A 12,205-nucleotide genomic window follows, 5' to 3' on the forward strand; every position below is an offset into this window, starting at 1 on the left:
CTCGGGGCGGGGCCGCGCGCGCCGCGTTGCCCCGCCCCGACGGGGGCTGCTCTCATGGGTGACCGTGACGGACTGGGACGCGACGGTGGTCGAGACGGTGTTCAGGATCGAGTCGGCGCGGATCATCGCCGTGGTCACCCGGATCGTGCGGGACGTCGGCATCGCCGAGGAGCTGGCCCAGGACGCGATGGTCGCGGCGCTGGAGCAGTGGCCGCGTTCGGGTGTCCCGGACCGCCCGGGGGCGTGGCTGACGGCGGCGGCCAAGAACCGCGCGATCGACCTGGTCCGCCGCCGCGAGGTCTACGCCCGCAAGCTGGCCGAGGTCGGCCGCTCCCTGGAGGACGTACCGCCGCCGGAGCCCGCCGAGCCGGACGACATCGACGACGATCTGCTCCGGCTGGTGTTCACCGCCTGCCACCCGGTGCTCTCCGCGGACGCTCGGATCGCCCTGACCCTGCGCCTGGTCGGCGGCCTGACCACCGCCGAGATCGCCCGCGCGTTCCTGACCGCCGAGCCGACCGTGGCGCAGCGGATCGTCCGGGCGAAGCGCACCATCGCCGCCGCGAAGGTCCCGTTCGAGGTCCCGTCCGGAGCCGACCGGGCCGAGCGGCTGGACTCGGTCCTGGAGGTCATCTACCTGATCTTCAACGAGGGCTATGCCGCCACCGCGGGTGAGGACCTGCTGCGCCCGGCGCTGTGCGAGGACGCGCTGCGCCTGGCCCGGGTGCTGGCCGCGCTGATGCCCGCCGAGCCCGAGGTGCACGGGCTGGCCGCTCTGGTGGAGTTCCAGGCCGCACGGTTCGCGGCCCGGACCGGCCCGGACGGTGAACCGGTGTTGCTGGCCGAGCAGAACCGGGCCCGCTTCGACCGGCTGCTGATCCGGCGCGGTACCGCAGCCCTCGCCCGGGCCGGTGCGGCCCGGCCGGATGCCGGTCCGTACACCCTGCAGGCCGCCATCGCCGCCTGCCACACCCTCGCCCCGCGCTGGGCGGACACCGACTGGACGACCATCGCCGGCCTGTACGCCAGGCTGGCCCGGCTGAATCCGTCCCCGGTGGTGCAGCTGAACCGGGCGGTCGCGCTCTCCTACGCCCAGGGACCGGCCGAGGCCCTGCACCTGGTCGACACCCTGGCGGCCGACCCCGCGCTGAACGGATACCACCTGCTGCCCAGCGTGCGTGGTGACCTGCTGGAGCGGCTGGGCCGTGCGGCCGAGGCCCGCGCCGAGTTCGAACGTGCGGCTGCGCTGGCCCGCAACGCTCGCGAGCGCGCCCTTCTCCTCGACCGCGCTGCGCACCTGACGCCCGGATGACGTCGAGCCCTGGGCAGGCTCACCAGGGTGTGTTTCAGCGAAGGCGGGAGCGTTCCCGTGTGCGGGTCGGGCCGGCCGTCGCACGGCGGGTCCTGGCAGGCCGGCTCGGCCGGACGTCCACTGCGGGGGCTTCGGCGCGGGCGGCCTGCGCGGCGGCGGCCTTCAGCGCCTGCCGGGCGGTCATCAGCGCGATCGCCGCAGCCGGCTTCGGTTCGGCGACGCCGCACCGGGCCATCGCCCCTTGGCACGGACTGCACCACACCGGACTCGCCGGGCTGCCGTCGCCGTACCGCAGATCCTCCGGCGGCAGGTAGTGGACGCCGCACTCGAGGCACTCGAAGACCATGCGCATCACAGCCACACTCCGGATCCGCCGCACCGCTCGCAGGGCGACGTGTAGTGCTCGACCTTCGAGGTCAGGTTTCCCGTGCCGGGGTCGACGGCGTGGATGTGCCGGGTCTTGTCCGTCACCCGGCGGCCGCCGCACGCCGGGCAGACCTGTGCCTGTGCCGCACCGCCCAGTCCCGCGCTTTGCTCGCCCATGGACTCTGCCCTTCCCGCGATTCACGTGTGCCGTCACCGTAGCGGACCGACCGCACTGCGTCAGCATCATGGCCCGAGGCACACACTTCCGGCACATGCCCGCCCGGGTGGCGTCGCACGCCCATGCGAGAGCCGAACAGTGCGGCAGTCAGTCAGCCCGGCCACAGGGCCGCTGGGCTCAGGCGGCCCACCAGGACTTTTGACCCTGTTGTTGTGGGGTTGTCCGCCTTGTGTTCGTGCGTCGTCCCCCTGGCCGTGTGCCGGTGCCGTTTGGCTGGCAGCCGAGCGAGCGGGGTCTCGCGCCGAGAGCAGTTCAGCGAGGGCGGGGAGCATGAGCAGCCGGACCGTGGCGTACGGAAGAGCCACCTTCGAAGGGCGGTGGGCGGGCGGCGGAGGCCGGGCGTGGGTGGCTGCCGCCGCTCTGCTGCCGGTGCTGCTGGTGGCGGCCTGCGGCGGCCCGGCCGACGCTTCGAGTGACGACGCCGGTGCCGTTCTGACGGTGATNGCGTGACGGCGCTGGCCGAGGCGATCGGCCGTGAGGTCAACGCCAAGGGCGGCCGGGCCGGCCGGAAGCTGAAGGTCCTCACCTGCAACGAGCACAACACCGCGGCCGGTGTCACCGGCTGCGCCCAGCAGGCCGTGGCCGCGCACGCCATCGCGGTGATCGGCTCGTACAGCCAGTTCGGCGACACCTTCATGCCCATCCTTGGGGCGGCCGGCATCCCGTACCTCGGCGGGTACGGCGTCTCCGGTTCGGAGTTCAGCAGCCCGCTGTCCTACCCGGTGGCCGGCGGGACCCCGGCCCTCATTGCCGGCAGCGGCCGCCAGCTGGCAGCAGCCGGCTGCAAGAACGTCGCACTCATCCGCCCGGACACCGGTAACGGTGACACCCTTACCCGGTACCTGTCGGCGGCCGTCGCCCCGGCCGGGATCAGGCTGACCGACGTCACGGTGCCGGAGCGCGCCGCCGCGGCGGACATGGCCGCCCCGGTGCGGAAGGCGGTCGGCGACGACCGGGCCGGTGGCTGCGTGACGGCCGTCCTGGGCCCCGAACAGACCCTGCTCCTGCTGGATGCCTATCGGAAGGCCGGCCCGAAGCACACCCAGCTGGCTTCTGTGATCGGCAGTGTCCACCAGGCCGTCATCGATTCCACCGGCGGCGTCGGCAGTCCGCTCAACGGCTCGCTGACGACCGGCTGGTTCCCGCCGGAGAGTTCGNNCGAAGGCCTGGGACGATCTGCGGACCACGGCCGGCAACGCGCCCGCGTCGGGCGCTCAGCCGGTCGACACCTCCGACCTCGCCGTGCAGACCACCTGGGTCGCGTACCAGACCTTCCTGCAGGCAGTGGACCGGATCTCGTCCGCCGGTCAGCCGCTCACCGCGAAAGGCCTGCGCGCGCAACTGGACAGCGGCGACTCGATCGACACCGGGGGCGTCACCCCGCCACTCAGCTGGGGCCAGAACGACATGCTGCCCAGCGCGGAGTCGCCCCGGCTCACCAACACCTGGGTCACCTTCCAGCAGGTCAAGGACGGGCGGCTGGCGGAACAGCAGAGCGGCTTCGTGGACGTCCGCTGGGTGCTCACCGGCGGGAAGCCGCCGCGGTAGGACGAAGCCGGCATCCGCTGCAACCGGCCGGCCGTACGAGGCCGTGTCCACGCAGGGTGGGCGGGTTGTTTGTTCACGTGGCGAGGACAGGGCGTCCGCCCCAGCGGAGTCCATTCTCGGAAGTGCGCCCGGATTGGGTTTGTCCAGGAGGCGTTGGTCGGTGTGCACAGATGGACGTTGTTCCGCTTCGCCCGCTGGCGGATCTTCGATCCGGCGGGTGCCAGGGATGCTTCGGCGCGGGCGGCCCGGGAGCGCTTCGCACAGCCAGCAGCCCAGGCGTCCAGCCAGTCTGGCGTCTCGTGGTCGTAGCCACCCGAGTCCCATTCCGCGTCGGGAACCTGCGGCCCGGCGACCGACCGGTCTGCGCAGGCCCTCTGCGCGGAGCCCAGGCGAGCAGCGCCGTGCCGTACGGGATGGGCCCGAGCCCGGCCGCCGCACCTCCCGGCGCCGCCCCGCACTGCGGACACTCCACGAGCGAGCCCAGCTCCTGCCCGTTCAACCCAACCCCACCCCTTCGTTCGCCGGTACCCGATCGCCGACACACCAAATGGTCGGCTTGAAGGAGAACGACGTCCTACCCACACTCTCGACCTGGCATGTTCGCGCCCGAAAAATGCCTGGTCACAGCACTGTTCGCGCCGCGAGGACAGGTCTAGCATTCCGGTCACGGCAGCCCCACCACGATCCATCGACGGGCTGTCGAGCGGGCTGGCTGCTCCTCAAGGCGGTCGGCGCCTCCCACGGCCGGAACCCCGGGCATCCCCCTGTCCCCGGGTTCCGGCCGCGCTGCTCAAGGGTGGTCATGCTGGGGTCGCCGCCCCTGTGCTGGAGCAGACCCACCGTGTGGGCGAAACCCTGCCAGTGGGGTCGGTTCGCCCGGTATGCACGGCGCACGGCACGTCGGCGTGAGCGCTCCCGTGGGAACTCTGCGCGCCCTACCGGTGCCCACGGGTGGCGGAAATGATGAGCGCACCGCACATGAACCAGGCGATCCGCACCCCTGTCCCTCGGCCAGGTGGACATGCGGCGGAAGGAGCTCATGGTGTTGCTTCTCATCTCCCCGGACAGCGTCGAGGAAGCCCTCGACTGTGTGAAGGCGGCAGAGCACCTCGACATCGTCGACGTCAAGAAGCCCGACGAGGGCTCGCTCGGTGCCAACTTCCCCTGGGTCATCAGGGAGATCCGCGAAGCGGTACCGGCGGACAAGCCAGTGTCCGCCACTGTGGGTGACGTCCCGTACAAGCCCGGCACGGTGGCGCAGGCCGCACTCGGTGCGGTCGTCTCCGGCGCCACGTACATCAAGGTCGGCCTCTACGGATGCACGACGCCCGAACAGGGCATCGAGGTCATGCGTGCGGTCGTCCGGGCGGTGAAGGACCACCGTCCCGACGCGCTCGTCGTCGCCTCCGGCTACGCCGACGCCCACCGCATCGGCTGCGTCAACCCGCTCGCCGTGCCCGACATCGCCGCCCGCTCCGGTGCCGACGCGGCCATGCTCGACACCGCCGTCAAGGACGGGACGCGGCTGTTCGACCACGTTCCTCCGGAGGTCTGTGCCGAGTTCGTCCGGCGGGCCCACGCCTCCGGTCTGCTCGCGGCCCTCGCGGGCAGTGTCACGCAGGCCGACCTCGGTCCGCTGACCCGGATGGGCACGGACATCGTGGGCGTGCGGGGAGCCGTCTGCGAGGGCGGCGACCGCAACGCCGGGCGGATTCGGCCGCATCTGGTGGCCGCCTTCCGGGCGGAGATGGACCGTCAGGCCCGGGAGCACGCCGCCGGCGTCCCTGCCGTGAACTGACCGTCGGCATGCCGACGCCTGAGGCCGGCAGCGTCCCCGGACGCCGGGCCGTACGTTTCTCCGTCGTCGACCCGGCCACCGGGGAGACCTTCGACGAGGCCCCCGACCAGCAGCCGGCCGAGTTGGACGGCGTGGTCGCCCGCGCCGAGCGGGCCTGGCGCGGCTGGCGCGCCGACCCCACTGCCCGCACCGCCGCGTTGCGCGGCGCGGCCGACGCCGTGGAGACGGCCGGCGACGGCCTCGCCCGGTTGCTCACCCGGGAACAGGGCAAGCCCCTGGCCGAGTCGTACGCGGAGGTCGCCCGTACTGCGGCCCGCCTGCGCTACTTCGCCGACCTGGCCCCCCGGACCCGCCGGATCGACGACGGCCGGCCCGTGCACAGCGAGATCCGCTGGCGCTCCCTCGGACCGGTCGCCGCGATCGTGCCGTGGAACTTTCCCCTCCAACTCGCAGCGGCGAAGTTCGCCCCCGCGCTCGCGGCGGGCAACACCGTGGTTCTCAAACCGTCGCCGTTCACTCCGCTGGCCACCCGGCTGCTCGGCTCCGTCCTCGCCACCGCCCTGCCCGAGGACGTACTGACCGTCGTCACCGGCCGCGAACCCCTCGGTGCCCGCCTCGTGTCCCACCCGGGCATCCGGCACGTCACCTTCACCGGTTCGGTGCCCACCGGGCGGGCCGTCGCCGGAGCGGCGGCGGCCTCGCTCGCCCGGGTCACCCTGGAACTGGGCGGCAACGACGCCGCTGTCCTGCTGGACGACGTCGACGTGGACCGGATCGCGGACCGGCTGTTCTGGGCGGCGTTCCGCAACTGCGGGCAGGTCTGTATGGCGGTCAAACGCGTCTACGTCCCGGCCCGGCTCCACGCCGAGGTCGTCGAAGCCCTCGCCCAGCGCGCGAAGACCGTCGCCGTCGGGCCCGGTCTCGACCCCGAAACCCGGCTGGGCCCGGTCAACAACGCCGCGCAGCTGGCCCGGGTCGAACACCTCACGGAGCAGGCTCTGGCGGACGGCGCCCGGGCGGCGTCCGGCGGCCACCGGCTGGACGGGCCGGGCTACTTCTTCGCTCCCACCATCCTCACCGAAGTCCCGCCCGGCAGTGCGGTGGTGACGGAGGAACAGTTCGGACCGGTGCTGCCGGTGCTGCCGTACCGGAGCCTCGACGAAGCCGTCGACGCGGCCAACAGCACCGGCTTCGGACTGGGCGGCTCCGTATGGGGCACCGATCTCGACCGGGCCGAGGCGGTGGCCGACCGGCTCGAATGCGGCACCGCCTGGATCAACCACCATGCCGAACTCTCCCTCGCCCAGCCCTTCGCAGGCATCAAGGACAGCGGAGTCGGCATCGCGGGCGGACCGTGGGGGCTCTACGGCAACCTCCGGCCGTTCGTCGTCCACCGCCCGCAGGAGGCATGACGATGAGGTTCCAGGCGGCCGTACTGCGCTCGTACGAGAACCCGTTCACGGTCGAGGAGGTGACCCTGACGGAACCCGCCGCCGACGAGATCCTGGTCGAGATCGCAGGCACCGGGATGTGCCGGCGATCCGCCGGCCGCAGCCCGCTGCCGGCCGTCCTCGGCCACGAGGGCGCCGGGGTCGTGGTGCGGACGGGCAGCGGCCCGGACGCCGCGATCAACGTGGGTGACCATGTCGTGCTGAGCTTCGACTCCTGCGGACACTGCCGGAACTGCCTCGGCGCGGCCCCCGCCTACTGCGACTCCTTCGCCTCCCTCAACCTCTTCGGCGGACGCGAGGAGGACCCGCCGCGGCTCACCGAGGCGACCGGGAAGCCGCTGGCCCCCCGTTGGTTCGGCCAGTCCTCGTTCGCCGAGTACGCGCTCGTCCCGGCCCGCAACGCCGTCCGGGTCGACCCCGCACTGCCGCTCGAACTGCTCGGGCCCCTCGGCTGCGGCTTCCTCACCGGCGCCGGAGCCGTGCTGAACACCTTCGGTGCAGGCCCCGGCGACACCCTGACGGTCCTCGGCGCCGGAGCCGTGGGCCTGGCTGCGGTGATGGCGGCCACCGCCGCCGGCGTACTGACCGTGGCCGTCGACCGGCATCCTGGGCGGCTCGCCCTGGCCGAACGGTTCGGCGCGATCCCACTGCCCGCCGGAACAGCCCAACTGCCCGAACGGATCCGACGGTTGACCGACGGCGGCGCGCAGTACGCCCTGGACACCACGGCCTCGGCCCCGCTCATCAACACCGCGCTCCAAGCGCTGCGCCCCACCGGCAGCCTCGGCCTGGTGGCACGCCTGCACACCGCGCTGCCGCTCGAACCGGGCACGCTCGACCGGGGCCGCAGCATCCGCCACATCTGCGAAGGGGACGCCGTACCCGCACTGCTGATACCCCGGCTGACCGGGCTGTGGCAGGCCGGCCGCTTCCCTTTCGACCAGCTGATCCGCACCTACCCGCTGGCCGACATCAACGAGGCCGAACGCGACTGCGACGCGGGCCGCGTGGTCAAACCCGTCCTGCTCCCGGAGCGAACAGGCCGATGAGCCAGGCATGCGGCACCGCGCTTGTTCCCGCTCCCGGCGAAGCCCCGGGCCGGGTACGGGATGCCGGGCCCTGCGCGGACGTCGCCGTGAGCGCTGCGGACGTCACGGCCGGGGCTTGTGCGCGAACACCCACCGGTTTCCCTCCAGCGCGTCGTTCGGCTCGGGGAGGGGGCCGCGTCGGTGCTGGCGGGTGAAGTCGAAGGGTGTGTACGTCGAGCGCCCGTGGAGTCGGGTCGCGGTCCCTTGTCGAAGAGGTGGAGCAGGTCGATGCCGATCTGCTCTCGCGTCGCCGTGTAGATCGGGCTGTCGCGGTACGCCAGCAGGTCCTTCTCCAGCTTGGCCTCGAAGGCCAGAGCGCTGCCTCCGGTGGTCAGCCTGTCCACCATGTCGATGAGGTACGTCTCGGCGGGGCTCGGCAGGTAGAAGAGGAGTCCCTCGGCCAGCCAGACGCTCGGCACGGTCGGGTCGAAGCCGGCGGTGGTCAGCGCGGTGACCCAGTCCGCGCGCAGGTCGACCGGTACGGGGACGCGCTTCACCTTCGGGGCAGCCGACAGGTCCGTGAGCACCTGCTGCTTGAAGGCCAGCACGCCCGCCCTGTCGATCTCGAAGACCACCACGTCGGACGGCCAGTCCAGCCGGAAGGCGCGCGTGTCCAACCCCGCGCCCAGCAGGACCACTTGACGGGCGTCCGTACGGGCCGACCGGAGGAGGAAGTCGTCGAGGACCCTGGTCCGCAGACCGAAGTAGCGGGCGAACCGCCCCCACAGCGGGTTGTCTTCCCCATCCGGGACCTGCTCGATGCGTACCGGCCAGTCCGCGCATGCCGGGGCGGCGCTCACGAAGTGCTCCGCGTAGACGTCCTGGGCCAGGCTGTCGTGGCGGTGGGTCTCCAGCGCCCGTGCCGCAGCGACCAGGAGAGCGGTCAGGCCCACACCTCCCTCCACGCCTTCCACGTCTGTCTGCTGCGGCGCCGTGCCGGCCATGTTTCCTCCGTTGGCGGGAGTGGGGAGTGCGAGGTGTCTGCTGGTCGGGTGGGGTGGGTCCGACAGCACAGGCGTTGAGGGCGGGGCCCTGCCGCAGGCCCCGCTCGGTGCGCCGCGTCCCGGCAGCCCCGGGACAGCCGCTGACGGCCGTGTCAGACCCGGGCAGTCACCAGCTCGTCGCCCGGGATCCCGGCCATGTCCGGCGCGTAGTAGTCCACGATTCCGGCGGCCCACGTAGCCACGGTGATGCGGTCCTCGGCGTCCGGGCCGAAGGCGGCGAAGAGCGCGTGGATGTTCGTCTCCTCGAAGCCGATCGCCGTCATCAGCGATACGAAAAGCGGGCGCTCGATCAGGCCGTCCTTGTCGGGGTCGCCGAGTGCGGCGAGCGCCTCGGCGAACTCGGCGATCGTGGGACCGAAACGCTCGGGGTCGAGCACGAACGGACGGAACTCGTCGACGGTGATCACGCCGTCGCCGTTGGCGTCCAGTTCAGTGGCCAGCGTCGTCCAGTAGCGGCGGAACGCGGCCCCGATGGCGGCCTTGGCACCGTCGTCCGATGCGGCCGCCGCCTCCAGAACACGGCCCGTCATGAGGTCGAAGTCGTCGGAGTCGAGGACTCCGTTGCCATTTGCGTCGAAGAGGGAGAAGACCAGCTCGACACGCTTGGCGGCCTCAGTTCGCATTTTCCGTCACCTGTCTTCTGCGGGCCGTCGATCCCGGGCCCGGCTCAATGAGTTCTTCTACGTAACCGTGCTGGGAGAGAGGCGTGACGGTGAGGCGATCTCCGTTACCGGAAGGAGTGAATCCGCTGACAATCAGTCCGGGAGGGCCGGGCCGGACACAGCAGAGGTGGACGTGCATCCCCGGCGCCCAGCACGTGGGCAGGGAGAGCAGGGCCGATGGTCAAGTTCCCTTGACGTTCGAGGGAACTTCGCGCACGGGCCGGGCGGTGTCTTCAACGACGAGGTCTGGAAGGCAGGCGTGCGAAGACGGTTCCCCACTCAGCGTGCACTACCCAGAACGCCCGTACTTGGCCATGAGCACGCTGACCCTTTCCGCGTTGCGCGGTCGGCTCGCCGGCCGGGCAGCAGGTAGCGGGGACCTCCGTCGTCTCGTGGCGCGAGCATCGACGTGCGTCCTGGGCAGTTGATCTGTTGTTCGATCAGGAAGGCCGGCGTGGGCGGCAGTAGGACAGGATTTCGGTCGAAGGTGAGGTAGGCGCTGTCCCCATCGCGTTCGAAGCGGTCGGTGGTCGAACAGCGTCTCGTCGTTCCAGCGGGGGTGTTCCACAGTGCGTGAGGCCAGGACCGGTCGAGGCTCGCCCCGGTCCGTCGGGCCCGGGACGGGGATCAGCGTCCGTAGCGCTCGCACACCAGGGGCTTGACGCCGTCGTCGAGGCAGATCCGCACGACCGCGGCTCCGCCGGGAACGGGCGCCCCCACGGAGAAGCTGAAGGTCTCGCTTTCGCCGCATGCGATTCCGGGCGTGACGGCGTACCCCAGTTGCTTGTTCTTGGTGTCCAGGGTGAACGCGGTGGTCTGCCGGCAATTCGCGGAGTCGACCGACTTATTCTCCCCTGCCACGTTGACCGAACGGTCGTACCAGGTAATCGTGCCCCTCGTGTAGGTGTTCCCGAAGGTGACGTCGAACTTGCTGGTCGGGTAGGTGGAGGTGAGGGCGCCGGCCGGGGGTGCGGCCACGAGCATGCCCGTGGTCAGTGCGACGGCGCTGACGGCAGCGGCGAGGTGAGTGCGCATGCGGTCTCCGGGAGTTGAGCCTGACGAGGCTGTCGGTTGGCGACCTCTAGTCTCCGGGTGTGTATCGCCCGCGTCCAGATCGGGTCAATCGTCCCGGCGAGAGGTCGGCGACACACAGTTCTGACCCGGGACGCCGCCTAAGTGCCGTGGTGTCGCTGCGGCCTGACGGGCGGTGCCCCGGGGTGAGTTGACGCTAGAGCTCTGGACTGTCGCGGCTGCCGTCAAGGTGGTGCCTGGTCTGCTCGAAGCGGACCAGGTCGGAATCGGGAGCCTCGTCGGCGACACCGACGATGACGGCGGTGATGTCCGGGGTGAGGTCGGTGCGGACGCGGTCAAGGGCGGCGACGAGCTCGGCCGGAGCGTCGGCCCACCACAGCTTGCTGTCCCCGTGCGCGACCTCGTGGCGGTGTGCGTACTTGTCGGGGCCGTCAATCATGACTTCCAGCCGCCCCTGGGCCACCTGGACCGCGATGATCCGGTCCGCTCGCAGGAGTACCCCGTTGTTGGTCCGGAGCCACACTCGAGAATCTGTCATGGGTACGACCATAGCCAGGGGGCACGTTGGAGTGAGGGCAACTTGGTTGATGAGAGGACACCGGTACCCGGACCCGCCCGCAGGACCTATGGAGGAACCGGTGAGCGCCGCATCGCTGCACGGCCACCACGACGGCCACCAGCCCATCCCTCGCACCCAGGACGCCGTCGCGGCCGCACTACCGCCCGCGCAGCGGATGGAGACAGGGTTGTCCCGGCACCGTCCCACCCTGCCGGGCCTGCCATCTATCCGCAGACCCGGACCACCGGCCGGGCCGTGGCCGGTCTTCGCCCTCTCCCGCTGCTGTCCGCTGCGCGTGGCCAAGAACCGCCGGGAGACAAGGCACAGTCTCCACGGCTGGGCCGTTTCCTTCGGATCTTGCTTGTCATACTTCCGGAATGAATAGGCAGACCGTGGAGGCGGCGCGGCGTTGGTTGGCTGATCAGGGCGTCCGCCAGGTGCGCGACGGGTGGGTGAGCTGTGAGAAGCCGGACGTGCTGCTCACCGGAAACGATGTGGCGCATGCCTGGGCCTGCGATGTGTTCGTCGAAGACCTGGACGCGGCTGACCAACTGCGGTTGGCCTTCGGGCTGTTGGATCTGCTCGGCGACTACTGGGTGACGTGCGAGATCCGGTTCGCGCACCATGGCGCAGAAGGCCCTCTGCCCACTGACGTGCTGTGGGACGGCTACCGCCAGCGGTTGGAGGCGGACAGGGACGCCGAGGCCGTCACCTACTCGCTGTGGGTGGACTGGTTCGAGGACCACACCACTTCCGCGGCGGCCTTTGCCGAAGTGCTCGGTAACGACATCGACCGAGTGGTGGCCGATCGATCCGAAGCCCTGCTCCGCCGGGCCCGCCGGGTTCTGGAGCACTCGGGCCCGGTGGACTGGCCCGTGAAGGAGCCGACGTACCGCACCGCTGTGCGGCTCCCCGCCCTGCACCCGGCACTCTTCCGCGCCCTGCTGGCGAGCTACCACGACATCTACGGTGATTTGGAACCGGCCGCCGCACTGGCCTTCCTCGACCAGCTGGATCTCCCGACGAACACCCAGCACCTTGCAGAACTCCGCCACGTGCTCACCGCAGGGCACACGCACCACTACCGCAGCCCCGACGCCTGGAACGATGCAGTTCGCTCCTGCTCCTGAGGAGTGGCCCTGGTGGC

The 12,205-nt window shown here is 71.2% G+C and carries 11 protein-coding genes and 1 pseudogene; 6 read left to right on the forward strand and 6 right to left on the reverse strand.

Going from position 1 to position 12,205, the window contains the following annotated elements:
• Nucleotides 1-58: 58 nt before the first annotated feature.
• Complete coding sequence (locus tag ASC99_RS28190; protein ID WP_057237277.1) at nucleotides 59-1,312, forward strand: RNA polymerase sigma factor; 1,254 nt, start codon at nucleotides 59-61, stop codon at nucleotides 1,310-1,312.
• A 34-nt stretch (nucleotides 1,313-1,346) separates the two neighbouring features.
• On the opposite strand, the gene ASC99_RS28195 is transcribed toward ASC99_RS28190, so the two are convergent.
• Both ASC99_RS28195 and ASC99_RS28200 read right to left on the reverse strand, forming a co-directional pair.
• Entirely contained in the window at nucleotides 1,347-1,664 is a 318-nt protein-coding gene (locus ASC99_RS28195; protein ID WP_057237280.1) for a hypothetical protein, read from the reverse strand.
• Nucleotides 1,664-1,855 (reverse strand): hypothetical protein, encoded by a 192-nt coding sequence (locus ASC99_RS28200; RefSeq protein ID WP_057237282.1) that lies wholly within the window; start codon nucleotides 1,853-1,855, stop codon nucleotides 1,664-1,666. Before ASC99_RS28200 ends, ASC99_RS28195 begins: the two co-directional genes overlap by 1 nt.
• 507 nt (nucleotides 1,856-2,362) lie before the next feature.
• Between ASC99_RS28200 and ASC99_RS42320 the strand changes: the two genes are divergently transcribed.
• From ASC99_RS42320 to ASC99_RS28220, 4 genes are all read left to right on the forward strand, one after another.
• Nucleotides 2,363-3,073, forward strand: a 711-nt coding sequence (locus tag ASC99_RS42320; protein ID WP_369825191.1) for an ABC transporter substrate-binding protein, incomplete at its 3' end; no start/stop codon positions are given.
• A 1,433-nt stretch (nucleotides 3,074-4,506) separates the two neighbouring features.
• Entirely contained in the window at nucleotides 4,507-5,262 is a 756-nt protein-coding gene (locus ASC99_RS28210; protein ID WP_057237331.1) for a (5-formylfuran-3-yl)methyl phosphate synthase, read from the forward strand.
• A gap of 8 nt (nucleotides 5,263-5,270) precedes the next feature.
• A complete protein-coding gene (locus tag ASC99_RS28215; RefSeq protein WP_057237285.1) occupies nucleotides 5,271-6,674 on the forward strand; it encodes an aldehyde dehydrogenase family protein in 1,404 nt (467 codons plus the stop codon).
• A gap of 2 nt (nucleotides 6,675-6,676) precedes the next feature.
• Nucleotides 6,677-7,762, forward strand: coding sequence for an NAD(P)-dependent alcohol dehydrogenase (locus ASC99_RS28220; protein WP_057237287.1), 1,086 nt, complete (start codon nucleotides 6,677-6,679; stop codon nucleotides 7,760-7,762).
• A gap of 102 nt (nucleotides 7,763-7,864) precedes the next feature.
• On the opposite strand, the pseudogene ASC99_RS28225 reads toward ASC99_RS28220, so the two are convergent.
• The 4 genes and pseudogenes from ASC99_RS28225 to ASC99_RS28240 all read right to left on the reverse strand — a co-directional run bounded on the left by ASC99_RS28225 (nucleotide 7,865) and on the right by ASC99_RS28240 (nucleotide 11,037).
• A pseudogene (locus ASC99_RS28225) lies at nucleotides 7,865-8,745 on the reverse strand (SAM-dependent methyltransferase).
• A gap of 152 nt (nucleotides 8,746-8,897) precedes the next feature.
• Complete coding sequence (locus tag ASC99_RS28230) at nucleotides 8,898-9,428, reverse strand: EF-hand domain-containing protein (RefSeq protein ID WP_057237289.1); 531 nt, start codon at nucleotides 9,426-9,428, stop codon at nucleotides 8,898-8,900.
• A gap of 666 nt (nucleotides 9,429-10,094) precedes the next feature.
• On the reverse strand, nucleotides 10,095-10,502 hold the full coding sequence (locus ASC99_RS28235; RefSeq protein WP_057237293.1) for a hypothetical protein: 408 nt from the start codon (nucleotides 10,500-10,502) through the stop codon (nucleotides 10,095-10,097).
• Nucleotides 10,503-10,695: 193 nt separating this feature from the next.
• A complete protein-coding gene (locus tag ASC99_RS28240) occupies nucleotides 10,696-11,037 on the reverse strand; it encodes a hypothetical protein (protein WP_157531799.1) in 342 nt (113 codons plus the stop codon).
• Between the two features lie 413 nt (nucleotides 11,038-11,450).
• Here ASC99_RS28240 and ASC99_RS28245 point away from each other — a divergent pair, with 413 nt between their 5' ends.
• Complete coding sequence (locus tag ASC99_RS28245; protein WP_235583161.1) at nucleotides 11,451-12,188, forward strand: hypothetical protein; 738 nt, start codon at nucleotides 11,451-11,453, stop codon at nucleotides 12,186-12,188.
• Nucleotides 12,189-12,205 lie beyond the last annotated feature (17 nt).

The organism is Kitasatospora sp. Root107 (genome assembly GCF_001424875.1).
In the GTDB taxonomy this organism is placed as follows: Bacteria; Actinomycetota; Actinomycetes; order Streptomycetales; family Streptomycetaceae; genus Kitasatospora.